Origin of the sequence: Enterobacter sp. ECC-019, assembly GCF_043974075.1 — a bacterium.
Taxonomy (GTDB): domain Bacteria; phylum Pseudomonadota; class Gammaproteobacteria; order Enterobacterales; family Enterobacteriaceae; genus Enterobacter; species Enterobacter asburiae_D.
Window position 1 is genome coordinate 70,509 of the sequence record NZ_CP143759.1, and the last position, 18,623, is coordinate 89,131.

11 protein-coding genes are annotated in these 18,623 nt (G+C 57.2%); 7 read left to right on the plus strand and 4 right to left on the minus strand.

The annotated features are described in order from the left end of the window. Positions 1–120: 120 nt before the first annotated feature. Entirely contained in the window at positions 121–1,203 is a 1,083-nt protein-coding gene (gene lptG, locus V1566_RS00380; RefSeq protein WP_395304782.1) for an LPS export ABC transporter permease LptG, read from the minus strand. Next, positions 1,203–2,303: an LPS export ABC transporter permease LptF gene (gene lptF, locus V1566_RS00385; RefSeq protein WP_024906345.1), complete on the minus strand. Its 1,101-nt coding sequence runs from the start codon at positions 2,301–2,303 to the stop codon at positions 1,203–1,205. Before lptF ends, lptG begins: the two co-directional genes overlap by 1 nt. Before the next feature lie 266 nt (positions 2,304–2,569). On the opposite strand from lptF, the gene pepA reads away from it, so the two are divergent. The 5 genes from pepA (at position 2,570) to V1566_RS00410 (ending at position 9,228) form a co-directional block, all read left to right on the plus strand. Next, positions 2,570–4,081, plus strand: coding sequence for a leucyl aminopeptidase (gene pepA, locus V1566_RS00390; RefSeq protein ID WP_395304783.1), 1,512 nt, complete (start codon positions 2,570–2,572; stop codon positions 4,079–4,081). Between the two features lie 118 nt (positions 4,082–4,199). Further along, positions 4,200–4,643, plus strand: coding sequence for a DNA polymerase III subunit chi (holC, locus tag V1566_RS00395; RefSeq protein ID WP_008502815.1), 444 nt, complete (start codon positions 4,200–4,202; stop codon positions 4,641–4,643). Next, on the plus strand, positions 4,643–7,498 hold the full coding sequence (locus V1566_RS00400) for a valine--tRNA ligase (RefSeq protein WP_395304784.1): 2,856 nt from the start codon (positions 4,643–4,645) through the stop codon (positions 7,496–7,498). Before holC ends, V1566_RS00400 begins: the two co-directional genes overlap by 1 nt. Positions 7,499–7,621: 123 nt before the next feature. Then, a complete protein-coding gene (locus V1566_RS00405; RefSeq protein ID WP_198886065.1) occupies positions 7,622–8,125 on the plus strand; it encodes a GNAT family N-acetyltransferase in 504 nt (167 codons plus the stop codon). 83 nt (positions 8,126–8,208) lie between these two features. Continuing rightward, the gene (locus V1566_RS00410; protein ID WP_395304785.1) at positions 8,209–9,228 is read left to right on the plus strand and encodes an NAD(P)-dependent alcohol dehydrogenase; all 1,020 of its coding nucleotides are present in this window, start codon (positions 8,209–8,211) and stop codon (positions 9,226–9,228) included. 45 nt (positions 9,229–9,273) lie between these two features. On the opposite strand, the gene V1566_RS00415 is transcribed toward V1566_RS00410, so the two are convergent. Continuing rightward, entirely contained in the window at positions 9,274–10,911 is a 1,638-nt protein-coding gene (locus V1566_RS00415; protein ID WP_395304786.1) for a dihydroxyacetone kinase subunit DhaK, read from the minus strand. A 137-nt stretch (positions 10,912–11,048) separates the two neighbouring features. Here V1566_RS00415 and V1566_RS00420 point away from each other — a divergent pair, with 137 nt between their 5' ends. Next, complete coding sequence (locus V1566_RS00420) at positions 11,049–12,551, plus strand: helicase HerA-like C-terminal domain-containing protein (protein WP_395304787.1); 1,503 nt, start codon at positions 11,049–11,051, stop codon at positions 12,549–12,551. Here the strand turns inward: V1566_RS00420 and V1566_RS00425 are convergent. Further along, positions 12,531–13,472: a TIGR01212 family radical SAM protein gene (locus tag V1566_RS00425; RefSeq protein ID WP_395304788.1), complete on the minus strand. Its 942-nt coding sequence runs from the start codon at positions 13,470–13,472 to the stop codon at positions 12,531–12,533. The two genes, V1566_RS00420 and V1566_RS00425, sit on opposite strands and share 21 nt — an antisense overlap. Positions 13,473–14,159: 687 nt before the next feature. Between V1566_RS00425 and gltB the strand changes: the two genes are divergently transcribed. After that, a complete protein-coding gene (gene gltB, locus V1566_RS00430) occupies positions 14,160–18,620 on the plus strand; it encodes a glutamate synthase large subunit (RefSeq protein WP_395304789.1) in 4,461 nt (1,486 codons plus the stop codon). Positions 18,621–18,623: the final 3 nt, after the last annotated feature.

Here is an 18,623-nt window from a genome sequence, read left to right on the forward strand (position 1 = left end):
GACTTTATCGCTCAATAATACTCAAATTCAGGGCGAGGCGTTGAAGGTTGTGAGAAAAAGTGCGGGGTGAAACAGGAGATTAGCCTCGCTCCCGGTTAACCGGGAGCGAGGAGAGGTCACTCAGGAGCGTTTCAACAACAGCCAGAGGCTGATCAGGAGGAAACTGGCGCTTGGCAGCAGCGCACCAATTATCGGCGGAATGCCATAAACCAGCGTCAGCGGACCGAAGATCTGATCGAGAACGTAGAACACAAAGCCGAAGCTGATACCGGTCACGACGCGCACGCCCATCGGCACGCTGCGTAACGGGCCGAAGATAAACGACAGCGCCATCAGCATCATCACCGCCACGGACATCGGCTGGAAGATCTTGCTCCACATGTTGAGCTGATAGCGTCCCGCATCCTGCCCGCTCGACTTCAGGTATTTCACATAGTTGTGCAAACCGCTGATGGAGAGCGCGTCAGGATCCAGCGCCACGACTCCGAGCTTATCGGGCGTCAGGTTGGTCTTCCACGTCCCGGTTACCGTCTGAGAACCGGCAATCTGTTTCGGATCGGTCAGGTCAGACTCATCTACCTGGGACAAACGCCACTGTTTTTTGTCGGCGTCAAATTTCGCCGAAGAGGCGTGGCGGACTGACTCCAGACGGCGCTGGTCATCGAACGCGTAGATGCTCACCCCACCCAGTTCATCATTCCCCTTTACCCGTTCGATGTAGACGAAGTTTTTTCCGTCTTTCGCCCATAAACCTTGTTGAGTCGAGAGCAGTGAGCCACCGTACATTGCCTGAGCACGGTAGTTACGCGCCATCTGTTCGCCCTGCGGCGCGACCCACTCGCCAATCGCCATGGTCAACAGCACCAGTGGGATCGCGGTTTTCATGACCGACAGCGCGACCTGCATGCGGGTAAAGCCCGAGGCCTGCATAACGACCAGCTCGCTGCGCTGCGCCAGCATTCCCAGCCCCAGCAACGCGCCCAGCAGGGCCGCCATCGGGAAGAAGATCTGCACATCTTTCGGCACGCTGAGCAGGGTATACATCCCCGCGCCCAGCGCGTCATAGCTCCCCTGCCCGGCTTTTTTCAGCTGGTCGACAAATTTGATAATGCCGGAGAGCGACACCAGCATGAACAACGTCATCATGATGGTGGTAAAAATGGTTTTACCGATATAGCGATCAAGAACGCCAAACGCCTGCATTAGATGGCTCCTTTACGCGAGAATCGGGCACGTATGCGGCGCACAGGCACCGTATCCCACAGGTTTAATCCCAGCGCCAGTAAGATGTACAGGCTGTTGACGAACCATGTCCAGACCATAGGGTCCAGCTTACCCTTCGCGCCGTTAGAACGAATCGAGGTTTGCAGCAGGAAGTAGATCAGGTAAAGCAGCATCGCCGGCAGCATAGAGAGCACGCGTCCCTGGCGCGGGTTCACCACGCTCAGCGGAACGACAATCAGCGCCATCATAAACACGGTGAAGACGAGCGTAATACGCCAGTGGAACTCAGCGCGCGCTCTGTCGGTATCGGTATTCCACAGGGTACGCATGTCCATTTGCTCGGTATCCGTTGGATCGAGCGCCACCGCCTGATGGCCGATAATGGCCTGATAGTTCTGGAAATCCGTAATGCGGAAGTCGCGCAGCATCGCAGTGCCTTCGAAACGGGTGCCTTTGTTCAGCGTCACGATCTGAGAACCATCTTTGCGCTGAGCAAGCTGACCGGAGTCTGCAACCACCACTGACGGACGCGCGTTACCTTTGGGACGTAACTGCGCCAGGAATACGTCGTTGAATTTACTGCCGTCAACGCTCTCAATAAACAGCACGGAGTTGCCGTCAGTCGCCTGCTGGAACTGCCCCTGGGCTAACGCCGCCATGCCGGGGTTGGCTTTCGCTTCGGCCAGCACTTCGTCCTGATGACGGGAAGACATGGGGCCCGCCCACATCACATTCACCGCCGCGACAATACCCGTGAACAGCGCCAGTATCATTGCCGCTTTCACCAGTACCGCTTTACTGAGGCCACAGGCATGCATCACCGTGATTTCACTCTCGGTGTAGAGTTTCCCAAGCGTCATGAGCAGGCCAAGGAAAAGACTTAGCGGCAGGATGAGCTGCGCCATTTCCGGGATCCCTAAACCAAGCAGGGAAAGCACCAGATTTGTTGGAATTTCGCCGTCAACGGCCGCACCGAGGATCTTAACCAGCTTCTGACAGAAAAAAATCAGCAGCAGGATGAAGAGGATCGCCAGTTGGCTTTTGAGCGTCTCCCGCACCAGATATCTTATGATTATCACTTTAAATACGCCCGTAAAAACCCGTCTCTTTGCAGGAATTTCGCTTGTTTCATGGCTTAAACGTCATTTATTCTCTTGAGTCGTCGAAATCATCGCTAAGATTAAAACATTCAGCGGATTCACGCTTCAGGACTTTTTCTGACGTGTCGAAACCGTAGTAACGTAAGATTAACACGAAGTCACCACAACAGCGGACATGAGTTACGAAAGGTTTCAATTCTATCCGTAGCAGCCGCCGTTGTCTTTAAGATTCAGGAGCGTAGTGCATGGAGTTCAGTGTAAAAAGCGGTAGCCCGGAGAAACAGCGGAGTGCCTGCATCGTTGTGGGCGTCTTTGAACCACGCCGACTCTCCCCGATCGCCGAGCAACTCGATAAAATCAGTGACGGCTATATTAGCGCCCTGCTGCGCCGTGGCGAACTGGAAGGCAAACCTGGGCAGACGCTGTTACTGCACCATGTTCCGAACGTACTGTCAGAGCGTATTCTGCTGATTGGCTGCGGCAAAGAACGCGAGCTGGATGAACGTCAGTATAAGCAGGTGATTCAGAAAACAATCAATACGCTGAATGATACCGGCTCAATGGAAGCCGTCTGCTTCCTGACTGAACTGCACGTCAAAGGGCGTAACACCTACTGGAAAGTGCGTCAGGCGGTCGAAACAGCAAAAGAGAGCCTGTACAGCTTCGATCAGCTGAAGACCAATAAAAGCGAGCCGCGTCGTCCGCTGCGTAAAATGGTCTTTAACGTGCCAACCCGTCGCGAACTGACCAGCGGCGAACGCGCGATCCAGCACGGTCTGGCGATCGCAGCCGGCATTAAAGCGGCCAAAGATCTCGGCAACATGCCGCCTAACATCTGTAACGCGGCGTACCTGGCCTCTCAGGCGCGTCAACTGGCCGACGCCTACAGCAAAAACGTCATTACCCGCGTCATCGGCGAACAGCAGATGAAAGAGCTCGGGATGCACTCTTACCTGGCTGTCGGTAACGGCTCGCAGAATGAATCCCTGATGTCCGTCATCGAGTACAAGGGTAATCCGGCCGAAGACGCGCGTCCTGTCGTGCTGGTCGGTAAAGGCCTGACCTTCGACTCCGGCGGTATCTCCATCAAGCCTGCCGAAGGCATGGACGAGATGAAATACGACATGTGCGGCGCGGCGGCAGTTTACGGCGTGATGCGCATGGTTGCAGAACTTCAGTTGCCTATCAACGTGATCGGCGTACTGGCGGGCTGCGAAAACATGCCTGGCGGGCGTGCTTATCGTCCGGGTGACGTGCTGACCACCATGTCCGGCCAGACCGTTGAAGTGCTGAACACCGACGCCGAAGGCCGTCTGGTGCTGTGTGACGTGCTGACCTACGTTGAGCGCTTCGAGCCTGAAGCGGTGATTGACGTCGCCACCCTCACCGGTGCCTGTGTGATTGCGCTGGGCCACCACATCACCGGCCTGATGTCGAACCACAATCCGCTGGCGCACGAGCTTATTGGTGCCTCAGAGCAGGCCGGGGACCGCGCATGGCGTCTGCCGCTGGGTGACGAGTATCAGGATCAGCTGGAGTCTAACTTTGCGGATATGGCGAACATTGGCGGACGTCCTGGCGGTGCGATCACCGCGGGCTGCTTCCTGGCACGCTTCACCCGCAAGTACAACTGGGCGCACCTGGATATCGCGGGCACCGCATGGCGTTCCGGTAAAGCCAAAGGCGCAACCGGTCGTCCAGTGGCGCTGCTGTCGCAGTTCCTGCTCAATCGTGCGGGTTTTAACGGCGACGAGTGATGTAAAACGCCGGGTGGCGGCTTCGCCTTACCCGGCCTACAGCGTCACTCAACCGTAGGCCGGGTAAGCGTAGCGCCACCCGGCTTTGCATTTAAATCCACGACAAGAAGCCCCATATATGAAGAATGCAACGTTCTACCTTCTGGACAACGACACCCATCAGGATGGCCTCAGCGCTGTCGAACAGCTGGTGTGTGAAATTGCCGCAGAACGTTGGCGCGCAGGTAAACGCGTTCTGATTGCCTGTGAAGATGAACAGCAGGCCATTCGCCTTGATGAGGCGCTGTGGGCGCGCCCGCCGGAGAGTTTTGTCCCGCATAACCTGTCGGGCGAAGGCCCGCGCGGTGGAGCACCGGTTGAAATTGCCTGGCCGCAAAAGCGCAACAGCAGCGCGCGCGATATTCTGATTAGCCTGCGGATAGATTTTGCAGATTTTGCCACCGCTTTCACAGAAGTGGTAGACTTTGTCCCTTACGAAGAATCTTTGAAACAACTGGCGCGCGAACGCTATAAAGCGTACCGCCTGGCTGGTTTTAACCTGAATACGGCAACCTGGAAATAATGGAAAAGACATATAACCCACGCGATATCGAACAGCCGCTTTACGAGCACTGGGAACAGCAGGGCTATTTCAAGCCTAACGGCGACGAAAGCAAAGAGTCCTTCTGCATCATGATCCCACCGCCGAACGTCACTGGCAGTTTGCATATGGGTCATGCTTTCCAGCAGACCATCATGGACACCATGATCCGCTACCAGCGCATGCAGGGTAAAAACACCCTGTGGCAGGCGGGGACTGACCACGCGGGTATCGCGACCCAGATGGTGGTTGAGCGTAAAATTGCTGCTGAAGAAGGAAAAACCCGCCACGACTACGGTCGCGACGCGTTCATCGACAAAATCTGGCAGTGGAAAGCGGAATCCGGCGGTACCATTACCCGTCAGATGCGCCGTCTCGGCAACTCCGTGGACTGGGAGCGCGAGCGCTTCACCATGGATGAAGGCCTGTCCAACGCCGTTAAAGAAGTCTTCGTCCGCCTGTACAAAGAAGACCTGATTTACCGTGGCAAACGCCTGGTAAACTGGGATCCGAAACTGCGCACCGCCATCTCTGACCTGGAAGTGGAAAACCGCGAGTCTAAAGGCTCCATGTGGCACATCCGCTATCCACTGGCCGATGGCGCAAAAACCGCCGACGGTAAAGATTACCTGGTGGTCGCGACCACCCGTCCGGAAACCCTGCTGGGCGATACCGGCGTGGCCGTTAACCCGGAAGATCCGCGTTATAAAGATCTGATCGGCAAATTCGTGGTGCTGCCGCTGGTAAATCGCCGTATTCCGATTGTGGGCGACGAACACGCCGACATGGAAAAAGGCACCGGCTGCGTGAAAATCACCCCGGCACACGACTTTAACGACTATGAAGTCGGCCGTCGTCACGCCCTGCCGATGATCAACATTCTCACCTTCGACGGCGATATCCGTGAAACCGCAGAAGTGTACGACACCAAAGGTGAAGAATCCGACGTTTACACCAGCGACATTCCGGCTGAGTTCCAGAAGCTGGAACGTTTTGCCGCGCGTAAAGCGATTGTTGCTGCAGTAGATGCTCTCGGCCTGCTGGAAGAGATCAAACCTCACGACCTGACCGTGCCATACGGCGACCGTGGTGGCGTGGTTATCGAGCCAATGCTGACCGACCAGTGGTACGTGCGTGCCGACGTGCTGGCGAAACCGGCTGTTGAAGCGGTTGAGAACGGCAGCATCCAGTTCGTGCCGAAGCAGTACGAAAACATGTACTTCTCCTGGATGCGCGATATTCAGGACTGGTGTATTTCCCGTCAGCTGTGGTGGGGTCACCGCATCCCGGCATGGTACGACAACGAAGGCAATGTCTACGTTGGCCGCACCGAAGACGAAGTGCGTCAGGAAAACAACCTGAGCGCGGATGTTGCCCTGCGTCAGGACGAAGACGTGCTGGACACCTGGTTCTCCTCCGCGCTGTGGACCTTCTCCACGCTCGGCTGGCCGGAAAACACCGACGCGCTGCGTCAGTTCCACCCAACCAGCGTGATGGTCTCCGGCTTCGACATTATCTTCTTCTGGATTGCGCGCATGATCATGATGACCATGCACTTCATCAAAGACGAAGACGGCAAGCCGCAGGTTCCGTTCCATACCGTCTACATGACCGGTCTGATCCGCGACGACGAAGGCCAGAAGATGTCCAAGTCCAAGGGTAACGTTATTGACCCGCTGGACATGGTTGACGGTATCTCTCTGGAAGACCTGCTGGAAAAACGTACCGGCAACATGATGCAGCCGCAGCTGGCTGAGAAAATCCGCAAGCGCACCGAGAAACAGTTCCCGAACGGGATCGAGTCTCACGGTACCGATGCCCTGCGCTTCACCCTGGCGGCACTGGCCTCTACCGGTCGTGACATCAACTGGGACATGAAGCGTCTGGAAGGTTACCGTAACTTCTGTAACAAGCTGTGGAACGCAAGCCGCTTCGTGCTGATGAACACCGAAGATCAGGACTGCGGCTTCAACGGCGGCGAAATGACCCTGTCTCTGGCGGATCGCTGGATCCTGGCGGAATTCAACCAGACCGTGAAAGCCTTCCGCGAGGCGCTGGACAGCTACCGCTTCGATATCGCGGCGGGCATCCTGTATGAATTCACCTGGAACCAGTTCTGCGACTGGTATCTGGAGCTGGCGAAGCCGGTGATGAACGGCGGTTCTGAGGCGGAGCTGCGCGGCACGCGCAACACGCTGATTACCGTTCTGGAAGGCCTGCTGCGCCTGGCGCATCCGGTCATTCCATTTATCACTGAAACCATCTGGCAGCGCGTGAAGGTAATTGCAGGCATCAACGCCGATACCATCATGCTGCAGCCGTTCCCGGAATTCGATGCGGCTAAGGTTGATGAAGCGGCGTCGGCGGATACCGAGTGGCTGAAACAGGCGATCGTTGCGGTACGTAACATCCGTGCTGAAATGAACATCGCCCCTGGCAAACCGCTGGAGCTGCTGCTTCGCGGCTGCAGCGAAGCGGCTGTTCGTCGCGTCAACGAGAACAATACCTTCCTCAAGACCATGGCGCGTCTGGAAAGCATCACAGTGCTGTCTGCGGATGACAAAGGTCCGGTTTCCGTGACCAAAATCATCGACGGCGCCGAGCTGCTGATCCCGATGGCGGGCCTGATCGACAAAGACGCCGAGCTGGCTCGTCTGGCGAAAGAAGTGGCGAAAGTCGACGTGGAAATTGGCAAAATCGAAAGCAAGCTGGCGAACGAAGGCTTTGTCGCCCGCGCGCCGGAAGCGGTCATTGCGAAAGAGCGTGAGCGTCTGGTTGCCTTCGCCGATGCAAAGACCAAGCTGATTGAGCAGCAGGCGGTTATTGCCGCACTGTAATGCTTTTACCCCTTACGCTTCAGGGCGTAAGGGGTAACCTTCCTGAAAACTCCTCGCTTGCACTCCCCTCACTGCGGTGCTATTAACAGCAGTTATGTGTCAATTTTTGTAATGAGTAATGCTATGAGCGTGATTACCCCCGTCGCGACGACGATGCGTCGGATCACTGAGCAGGATAATCCGGCTATCGCCGCCGTTATCCGCACCGTTTCTGCCGAATATGGCCTGACGGCTGACAAAGGCTACACGGTTGCGGACCCGAACCTGGACGAGCTTTTCCAGCTCTACAGCCAGCCAGGGCATGCCTACTGGGTAATCGAGCAGAACGGCCAGGTTGTTGGCGGTGGCGGCGTGGCGCCCCTCAGCTGTAGCGAGCCGGATATCTGCGAACTACAGAAAATGTATTTCCTGCCAACGGCGCGCGGGCAAGGGCTGGCGAAAAAGCTGGCGCTGATTGCGCTGGACCACGCGCGCAAGCAGGGTTTTACCCGCTGCTACCTTGAAACCACCGCTTTCCTCAAAGAGGCCATCGGCCTGTATGAACATCTGGGCTTTGAGCATATCGATGCGCCGCTGGGCTGTACCGGCCACGTTGATTGCGAAGTCAGAATGCTGAAAAGTCTGTAACTTTCGTTCCTGCCCTCTTCTGTTAAGCGGCTGTAAACTGAATGCTCTACACTCTCAGTTCACACCATAACGGGGGAAACACGATGTCGAAGATAAAAAGCTACGCCGCACCGCAGGCGGGTGCAGAACTTGAGCTGTACGAGTACGATGCGGGCGAACTAAAAGCAGAAGACGTCGAAGTACAGGTTGATTACTGCGGGATCTGCCACTCGGATCTCTCGATGATCGATAACGAATGGGGTTTCTCGAGCTATCCGCTGGTTGCCGGGCACGAAGTCATTGGCCGCGTCGTGGCGCTCGGTAGCGCCGCGCAGGACAAAGGGCTGAAAGTAGGCCAGCGCGTGGGCATTGGCTGGACGGCACGCAGCTGTGGTCACTGCGATGCCTGTATCAGCGGCAATCAGATCAACTGCCTCGAGGGCGCCGTTCCCACCATTCTGAACAAGGGCGGTTTTGCCAATAAGCTGCGCGCCGACTGGCAATGGGTCATCCCGCTGCCGGACAGCATTGATATCGAATCCGCCGGTCCGCTGCTGTGCGGCGGTATCACCGTCTTCAAACCGCTGCTGATGCACCATATCACTGCCACCAGCCGCGTGGGCGTCATCGGTATTGGCGGTCTGGGCCATATCGCCATCAAGCTGCTGCACGCGATGGGCTGTGAAGTCACGGCGTTCAGCTCGAACCCGGCGAAAGAGAAAGAAGTGCTGGCGATGGGTGCAGATAAAGTCGTGAACAGCCGCGATCCGGAAGCGCTGAACGCGCTGGCGGGGCAGTTTGATCTGATCATCAACACCGTGAACGTGGATCTCGACTGGCAACCGTACTTTGAAGCACTGGCCTACGGCGGTAACTTCCACACCGTAGGTGCCGTGATGAAGCCGCTGCCGGTTCCGGCGTTTACTCTGATCGGTGGCGATCGCAGCGTGTCAGGCTCCGCGACCGGTACGCCGTTTGAGTTGCGCAAGCTGATGAAGTTTGCCGGACGCACCAAAGTGGCCCCAACCACCGAACTGTATCCGATGTCGAAAATCAACGAAGCGATCCAGCACGTGCGTGACGGCAAAGCCCGCTACCGCGTGGTGTTGAAAGCGGATTTTTGATTTGATATTGCCGGGTGGCGGCTTCGCCTTACCCGGCCTACTTTGCTATTTCGCTAACGTGTTAAACACCTCTGCCACCGCGACCGCTCCCGGATCCATCACGCCGTCCAGATTCTCTTTGTTCACATACGACGACCGCCCTGCACCGGCTTTCTCCATTTTCGCCGTTGCCTCTGCCCCCTGCTGTGCAGCCAGCGCTACCGCCTGAAGATCGCCTTTCTGCAAGGCTTCCAGCGCCGGTTGCAGCGCATCGATCAGCGTGCGATCGCCGAGATCCGCCCCGCCGTACTGCTTCATCTGCGCCAGCCCGCTCAGCAACGCTTCAGGTAACGCCTGCCCGTCATGCAGTTTCTGCCCCGCAGCGGTAAAGAAGATCGACATAAGTACCCCGCTCGATCCTCCCATCACCGTGGCCAGCCGCTCGCCCACCAGCAACAGTAGCGTCGACACATCATTAAGTGGAAGTTTGTCCTCCTCCAGGCACTGCGCAATATCCCGGGCACCTTGCGCAAAGGTAGAGCCGGTATCACCATCCCCCACTTTTGCATCCAGCGCGTTAAGACGATTTTCTAGCTGGATAAGCGTCTTCGTTACCGAGGCGACATACTCACCAACCTGCGGATTGACTGATGGGGCGTATTCCACACGATCATGAATGGCGCTATGCGCCACGGTACGCAGCGGTGCAAACGCCACGGGCTTCTGCCAGCCCAGCGTTTCGACCTCGGCGCGAATCGCCTTTTCGAAGAAATCGTTAAGCTTCAGCAGCGTGAGCGAAAAGCCCTTCATGTCCAGCGCGCTCACCAGCGGCGCGGGGCCTATCAGGTACGCAATGTTCTCTTTCAGCGCCGAATGCGCCAGCTCTTTGGTCAGCAGGGCCATCTCCAGCGCCGAGACGCCGCCAAGATTGTTAATCAATACCGCAAAGCGCCCCTCTCCCGCCTGCGCGCGTAGCGGCGTCACCAGCGTGTCGATAATCGCTTTGCTGTTTTGCGTATCCACCACGGACGCCCCCGGCTCGCCGTGAATGCCCAAACCCAGCTCAACATGGCCTTGCTTAATGCGCCCCTCTTCCTCGTCGCTGCCCGGCAGGTTGCAGGTTTGCATCGCAACGCCCAGGCTCCAGAGGTTATCGCAGGCCTGTTGCGCAATATCCCGTACCTCACTCAACGATTTTCCGTGCTCCGCCGCATAGCCCGCAATCTTATGCACCAGTGCCGTACCAGCAATACCGCGCGGCTGTTTGTTATCCGGCAGCGCGATATCGTCCGCCACGATCACCATCTCTACCTTAAGACCGTAGCGTTTGGCCTTTTCTGCCGCCAGACCAAAGTTCAGACGATCGCCGGTGTAGTTTTTGACGATCAGCAGACAGCCGCGATCGCCCGTGACCGCCACAATGGCATTCAGCACCGCATCCACGCTCGGCGAGGCAAACAGATCGCCACACACTGCCGCCGTCAGCATCCCTTTGCCGACAAACCCGGCGTGCGCGGGTTCGTGGCCTGAGCCGCCGCCGGAGATCACCGCCACGCGGCTTTTGTCCCAGTCGCCGCGCGCGACGATCCTGATAGCCGGATCGATATCAAGTTTGACGAGGTTTGCGTGTGGCGCAGAAAGCAGTATGCCTTCAATGGCATCGTTGACCAGCTGTTTGCGATCGTTAAAGAAGAATCTGGACATAGTTTCCCACTATTTTGTGAACCATATGCAAAAGCATAGTCCGCGCTAGATAATGCGCCGCAAAGTCAGGAATTTACTCAACCAAATTGCTATCAGGTTGCCTATACTCCACCCAGGACTAAGAGAGGAAGCGCATCATGAGTACACCATTGTTAATTGCCCGGACGCTGGAAAAAGAGCTGTTTTTACTGCCCGCGATGGCGAACCGCCACGGTTTGATCACCGGCGCGACCGGGACGGGGAAAACCGTCACCCTGCAAAAGCTGGCGGAGTCGCTTTCGGAGATTGGCGTACCGGTCTTTATGGCTGACGTGAAAGGTGATTTAACCGGTGTGGCTCAGGAAGGGACGGCCTCTGAAAAACTGCTCGAACGGCTGAAGAATATTGGCATCACGGACTGGACGCCGCATAACAATCCGGTGGTGGTGTGGGATATCTTTGGTGAGAAAGGCCATCCGGTGCGCGCCACCGTCTCCGATCTCGGCCCGCTGCTGCTGGCCCGTCTGCTTAACCTCAACGACGTGCAGTCCGGCGTGCTGAATATTATCTTCCGCATTGCCGACGATCAGGGACTGCTGCTGCTTGATTTTAAAGATCTGCGCGCCATTACCCAGTACATCGGCGATAACGCCAAATCCTTCCAGAACCAGTATGGCAACATCAGTAGCGCCTCGGTGGGCGCCATTCAGCGTGGGTTGCTGACCCTGGAGCAACAGGGTGCCGAACACTTCTTCGGCGAGCCGATGCTGGATATCAAAGACTGGATGCGCACCGACAGCAGCGGCAAAGGCATCATCAACATTCTGAGTTCAGAAAAGCTCTACCAGATGCCAAAGCTCTACGCCGCCAGCCTGCTGTGGATGCTCTCGGAACTGTACGAACAGTTACCGGAAGCGGGCGATCTGGAAAAACCGAAGCTGGTCTTCTTCTTTGACGAAGCGCACCTTCTGTTTAATGACGCGCCGCAGGTATTGCTGGATAAAATTGAACAGGTCATTCGTCTGATCCGCTCCAAAGGAGTCGGCGTCTGGTTTGTGTCGCAAAACCCGTCGGATATCCCGGATAACGTGCTCGGTCAGCTCGGTAACCGCGTGCAGCATGCCCTGCGCGCCTTTACGCCGAAGGATCAGAAAGCGGTGAAAGCCGCCGCGCAAACCATGCGCGCCAATCCTGCCTTTGACACCGAAGCGGCGATTCAGGCGTTAGGCACCGGTGAAGCGCTGATCTCGTTCCTGGATGCGAAGGGCAGCCCGTCCGTGGTGGAACGCGCTATGGTGATCGCGCCCTGCTCGCGCATGGGGCCGGTTTCCGACGATGAACGCAACGGCCTGATTAACCACTCTCCGGTTTACGGAAAGTACGAAGACGAGGTGGATCGCGAGTCCGCGTTCGAAATGCTGCAAAAAGGGGTGCAGGCGACCACCGAATCGCAGGATGCGCCTGCCGCTAAAGGGCAGTCTGTCGCCGTGGATGACGGTATTCTCGGGGGGCTCAAAGACATCCTGTTCGGCAGCACCGGTCCGCGCGGCGGCAAGCGCGACGGCGTGGTACAAACCATGGCGAAAAGCGCCGCGCGACAGGTCACCAATCAGATAGTGCGCGGCATGCTGGGAAGCCTGTTAGGCGGCCGTCACCGGTAGACGGGGAACCCACGGGCGGCCAAGCGCCGACCCCTGTACGCCGTTCTCCTGCAGATAGCGGTCGATTTCCACCATCCCCGTCCAGCGGTTCTCACACCATAGCGGTGCCAGAAGCGTTGGACGGCGGGCGCTGGCCGAGATGCGGTGGTAGACGATTTCCGGCGGCGTGTGGCGAATCATCTCCCCCGCCGTCACCGTATAGTCCTCAAGCTCAATTCCGCTTAACCGCCCCGCTTCCCAGGCTTTCGCCATAATGCTTCCCGTAACGATATGCAGCGGGTGCAGCTTAATGCCGTCCACGCCGGTCTCAACCACCTTTTCCAGCGTTTCAAGACCATGCTGTTGACCTTCACCGGGTAATCCAACAATCAGGTGCGAACAGACCTTCAGCCCACGCTCACGGGCCAGGCGCGTGGTGCGCTGGTAGCAGGCGAAATCATGGCCACGGTTAATACGGTGCAGGGTTTTGTCGTGCGCGGTTTGCAGGCCCAGCTCCAGCCAAATCTCGTAGCCTTGTTCTTTGTACTCGCTGAGCAGGTCCAGCACCGCGCCCGGTACGCAGTCCGGGCGCGTGCCCACGCACAGCCCAACGATGTTAGCCTGGCTGACGGCCTGCTGATACATAGAGCGCAGCACCTGCACCTCCGCCCACGTGCTGGTGTAGGCCTGGAAATAGGCCAGATATTGCTTCGCGCGGTTCACCAGGCTCGCCTGATGGGCAAGCTGTTCAGCGATAGATTTATGCTGCTGGGCTTCGTCAGCAAAGGACGCAACGTTACAGAAGGTGCAGCCGCCGCGCCCGATGGTGCCATCGCGATTCGGGCAGCTAAACCCGCCGTGCAGCGTCAGCTTATGAACCTTTTGCCCGTACCGCTGCAAAAGATCCCCACCAAACATATTGACTAATTTCTGTAACTGCATAATCTGATAGACCGTCCCGGAGAAAGGGGACAAGCCTGCCACTTTTAGCCTCTGACGGCGATGACCTGGATCAATCGCCCTGGACGGCCTTTATCTATATGAATAAATACTCAGAATTACTGCAATTTCATTCACGCTATCCATGATTACTTTTCCTTATGTTCTGATTGTTTTTTTCATTTATAGCGCCACCACTGAAAAACAGTGGCTTTATGCGGGTTTGCAGCCAATGCCAGATTATTATTCTGCTATAAAACTGCTATTCAGCACGCTACATTGATAATACCGCTTTCATATAGTGAGTCAGATCACACTCCGCTGCGTCCTTCCAGGGCATACAATCAATGTAAAAATACTTAAATACCCTTTAATTACAATCAGATAAACTCTCTTTAGCACATTTTTGTATAAATAAGATTGCCATTTGACCTGTGTACCAATTCCCGATAAGTTGGAAATCCGCTGGAAGCTTTCTGGATGAGCGGCCTGCTCATCATATTTATGCAGTAATTGAGATTCCCTCTGAAGCAAGTCCTCAAACTTGTTTACCTGCGCGAAAGGATGAAAAAGAGGGCGAATGCGAGGTCCGCGTATGAAACGCAAACCCCGTCGCCATGCTCTTTCTGTGCCTGTGCGCCACGGTAAAGTTCAGTGGGAAGCCCGACGAGCCTGGGGAGGTTCACTGATATGTTGTACGATAAATCCCTTGAGAAGGATAACTGTGGTTTCGGCCTGATCGCCCACATAGAAGGCGAACCTAGCCACAAGGTAGTGCGTACTGCTATTCACGCACTGGCCCGAATGCAGCACCGTGGCGCGATTCTTGCCGACGGTAAAACCGGCGATGGTTGTGGCCTGCTGCTGCAAAAACCGGATCGTTTCTTCCGCATCGTGGCGGAAGAGCGCGGCTGGCGTTTAGCCAAAAACTACGCTGTCGGCATGCTGTTCCTGAACCAGGATCCTGAAAAGGCCGCCGCCTCACGCCGCATCGTCGAAGAAGAACTTCAGCGTGAAACCCTGTCGATTGTCGGCTGGCGCAATGTGCCAACCAACGAAGGGGTGCTCGGTGAAATCGCCCTCTCCTCGCTGCCTCGTATTGAACAGATTTTCGTTAACGCGCCTGCGGGCTGGCGTCCACGTGATATGGAACGCCGTCTGTTTATCGCCCGCCGCCGCATTGAAAAACGTCTCCAGGACGATAAAGAGTTCTACGTTTGTAGCCTCTCTAACCTGGTGAACATCTATAAAGGTCTGTGTATGCCGGCTGACCTGCCGCGCTTCTACCTGGACCTGGCGGACCTGCGTCTGGAATCGGCCATTTGCCTGTTCCACCAGCGCTTCTCCACCAACACCGTTCCACGCTGGCCGCTGGCTCAGCCGTTCCGCTACCTGGCGCACAACGGCGAGATCAACACCATCACCGGTAACCGCCAGTGGGCCCGCGCCCGTACCTATAAGTTCCAGACGCCACTGATCCCTGACCTGCACGATGCCGCGCCGTTCGTGAACGAAACCGGCTCTGACTCCAGCTCCATGGATAACATGCTGGAACTGCTGCTGGCGGGCGGGATGGACATTGTGCGCGCTATGCGTCTGCTCGTGCCACCGGCCTGGCAGAACAACCCGGATATGGACCCCGAGCTGCGCGCGTTCTTCGACTTTAACTCCATGCACATGGAGCCGTGGGACGGCCCGGCGGGCATCGTCATGTCCGACGGCCGTTTTGCCGCCTGTAACCTGGACCGTAACGGTCTACGTCCGGCACGCTACGTCATCACCAAAGACAAGCTCATCACCTGCGCCTCTGAAGTCGGTATCTGGGATTACCAGCCTGACGAAGTGGTCGAGAAAGGCCGCGTCGGTCCGGGCGAGCTAATGGTTATCGACACCCGCGGTGGGCGCATTCTGCACTCAGCCGAAACCGATCACGATCTGAAAAGCCGCCATCCGTACAAAGAGTGGATGGAGAAAAACGTCCGTCGCCTCGTGCCGTTCGAAGATTTATCGGATGAAGAAGTGGGTCGTCGCGAACTGGACGACGATATGCTTGCGAGCTTCCAGAAACAGTTTAACTACAGCGCGGAAGAGCTGGACTCTGTTATTCGCGTACTGGGTGAAAACGGCCAGGAAGCGGTCGGCTCTATGGGTGACGATACCCCATTTGCCGTGCTCTCCAGCCAGCCACGCATCATTTACGATTACTTCCGTCAGCAGTTCGCGCAGGTCACCAACCCGCCGATCGACCCGCTGCGTGAAGCGCACGTGATGTCGCTGGCGACCAGCATCGGTCGCGAGATGAACGTCTTCTGCGAAGCCGAAGGCCAGGCGCACCGTCTGACCTTTAAATCGCCGATCCTGCTGTACTCCGATTTCAAACAGCTCACCACCATGAAAGAGGAGCACTACCGCGCCGACACGCTCGACATTACGTTTGACGTGAACGACGCGAGCCTTGAAGAAACGGTGAATGCGCTGTGTGACAAAGCCGAACAGATGGTGCGTAACGGTACCGTTCTGCTGGTGCTTTCTGACCGTAATATCGCGAAAAACCGTCTGCCTGTCCCTGCGCCAATGGCGGTAGGTGCTATCCAGACGCGTCTGGTCGATAAGAGCCTGCGCTGCGACGCCAACATCATTGTTGAAACCGCCAGCGCCCGCGACCCGCACCACTTTGCCGTGCTGTTAGGCTTTGGTGCGACGGCGATTTATCCATACCTGGCCTACGAAACGCTGGCCCGTCTGGTGGATACCCGCGCGATCGACAAAGACTACCGTGCAGTGATGCTGAACTACCGTAACGGCATCAACAAAGGTCTGTACAAGATCATGTCCAAAATGGGCATCTCGACCATTGCTTCCTATCGCTGCTCGAAGCTGTTTGAAGCGGTCGGTCTGCATGACGAGGTCGCCAACCTCTGCTTCCAGGGCGTGGTCAGCCGCATCGGCGGGGCCGGTTTTGCTGACTTCCAGCAGGATCTGGTGAACCTGTCCAAACGCGCCTGGCTGGCACGTAAGCCGCTGGATCAGGGCGGTCTGCTGAAATACGTTCATGGCGGCGAGTATCACGCCTACAACCCGGACGTGGTGCGTACGCTGCAACAGGCGGTTCAGAGCGGCGAATACAGTGATTACCAGCAGTACGCTGAGCTGGTAAATAACCGTCCGGCGGCAACACTGCGCGACCTCATTGCCCTGAACCCGGGTGATGAAGCGGTCAGCATTGACGAGGTTGAACCTGCATCCGAACTGTTCAAACGCTTCGATACCGCGGCAATGTCCATCGGCGCGCTGAGCCCGGAAGCCCACGAAGCGCTGGCGGAAGCCATGAACAGCATCGGCGGCAACTCCAACTCCGGCGAAGGCGGTGAAGATCCTGCGCGTTACGGCACCAACAAAGTGTCCCGGATCAAGCAGGTGGCATCCGGTCGCTTTGGCGTGACGCCTGCGTACCTGGTCAACGCCGACGTGATTCAGATAAAAGTCGCTCAGGGTGCTAAACCGGGCGAAGGCGGTCAGTTGCCGGGGGATAAAGTTACCCCATACATCGCCAAACTGCGCTACTCGGTGCCGGGCGTGACGCTGATCTCCCCGCCGCCGCACCACGATATCTACTCTATCGAGGACTTAGCGCAGCTGATTTTCGACCTGAAACAGGTCAACCCGAAGGCGATGATCTCCGTGAAGCTGGTTTCCGAACCGGGTGTCGGCACCATCGCTACCGGCGTGGCGAAAGCCTATGCGGATCTCATCACCATCGCCGGTTACGACGGCGGTACCGGCGCAAGCCCGCTCTCCTCCGTAAAATATGCGGGCTGTCCTTGGGAGCTTGGCCTGGTGGAAACCCAGCAGGCGCTGGTGGCTAATGGTCTGCGTCACAAGATCCGCCTGCAGGTGGACGGTGGCCTGAAAACCGGCCTCGACATTATCAAGGCGGCAATCCTCGGCGCGGAAAGCTTCGGCTTCGGTACCGGCCCGATGGTTGCGCTCGGCTGTAAATACCTGCGTATTTGCCACCTGAACAACTGCGCGACCGGCGTGGCTACCCAGGACGAGAAGCTGCGTAAGAACCACTATCACGGTCTGCCGTTCAAAGTAACCAACTACTTTGACTTCATCGCCCGCGAAACCCGCGAGCTGATGGCGCAGCTGGGCGTGAAACGCCTGGTGGACCTGATTGGCCGCACTGACCTGCTGAAAGAGCTGGAAGGCTTCACGGCGAAGCAGCAGAAGCTGGAGCTGTCTAAGCTGCTGGAAACCGCGCAGCCGCACCCTGGCAAAGCGGTCTACTGCACCGAGAACAACCCGCCGTTCGATAACGGCGTGCTGAACGCGCAGCTGCTGCAGCAGGCGAAACCGTACGTGGACGACAAGCAGAGCAAAACGTTCTGGTTTGATATCCGCAACACCGACCGCTCCGTGGGCGCCTCCCTCTCCGGCTACATCGCGCAGACGCACGGTGACCAGGGGCTGGCAGCGGATCCGATTACCGCGCACTTCAGCGGTACCGCGGGTCAGAGCTTCGGCGTATGGAACGCAGGCGGCGTTGAGCTGTATCTGACCGGCGATGCCAACGACTACGTCGGTAAAGGCATGGCAGGCGGTCTGCTGGCGGTGCGTCCTCCGGTCGGCTCAGCCTTCCGCAGCCATGAAGCCAGCATCATCGGTAACACCTGCCTGTACGGCGCGACCGGCGGTCGCCTGTTCGCAGCAGGCCGTGCGGGCGAGCGTTTTGCGGTGCGTAACTCCGGTGCTATCACCGTGGTGGAAGGCATTGGCGATAACGGGTGTGAATACATGACGGGCGGGATTGTTTGCGTTCTGGGTAAAACCGGCGTGAACTTCGGCGCGGGCATGACGGGCGGTTTTGCGTACGTCCTGGACGAAGACGGTGAGTTCCGCAAACGCGTGAACCCGGAGCTGGTAGAAGTGCTGGACGTTGATACGCTGGCTATCCATGAAGAACACCTGCGCGGCTTGATTACCGAACACGTGCAGCATACCGGTTCTTCGCGCGGCGAAGAGATCCTGGCGAACTGGCCGGCGTTCTCTGCGAAATTCGCGCTGGTTAAGCCGAAGTCCAGCGATGTTAAAGCCCTGTTGGGTCACCGTAGTCGTAGCGCAGCAGAGCTGCGCGTGCAGGCGCAGTAAGGA

What these genes read in the sequence shown, in the direction of transcription:
- lptG (WP_395304782.1), bottom strand. Translation starts at nt 1,203, where the DNA reads ATGCAGGCGTTTGGCGTTCTTGATCGCTATATCGGTAAAACCATTTTT.
- pepA (WP_395304783.1), top strand. Translation starts at nt 2,570, where the DNA reads ATGGAGTTCAGTGTAAAAAGCGGTAGCCCGGAGAAACAGCGGAGTGCC.
- holC (WP_008502815.1), top strand. Translation starts at nt 4,200, where the DNA reads ATGAAGAATGCAACGTTCTACCTTCTGGACAACGACACCCATCAGGAT.
- V1566_RS00400 (WP_395304784.1), top strand. Translation starts at nt 4,643, where the DNA reads ATGGAAAAGACATATAACCCACGCGATATCGAACAGCCGCTTTACGAG.
- V1566_RS00405 (WP_198886065.1), top strand. Translation starts at nt 7,622, where the DNA reads ATGAGCGTGATTACCCCCGTCGCGACGACGATGCGTCGGATCACTGAG.
- V1566_RS00410 (WP_395304785.1), top strand. Translation starts at nt 8,209, where the DNA reads ATGTCGAAGATAAAAAGCTACGCCGCACCGCAGGCGGGTGCAGAACTT.
- V1566_RS00415 (WP_395304786.1), bottom strand. Translation starts at nt 10,911, where the DNA reads ATGTCCAGATTCTTCTTTAACGATCGCAAACAGCTGGTCAACGATGCC.
- V1566_RS00420 (WP_395304787.1), top strand. Translation starts at nt 11,049, where the DNA reads ATGAGTACACCATTGTTAATTGCCCGGACGCTGGAAAAAGAGCTGTTT.
- V1566_RS00425 (WP_395304788.1), bottom strand. Translation starts at nt 13,472, where the DNA reads ATGCAGTTACAGAAATTAGTCAATATGTTTGGTGGGGATCTTTTGCAG.
- gltB (WP_395304789.1), top strand. Translation starts at nt 14,160, where the DNA reads ATGTTGTACGATAAATCCCTTGAGAAGGATAACTGTGGTTTCGGCCTG.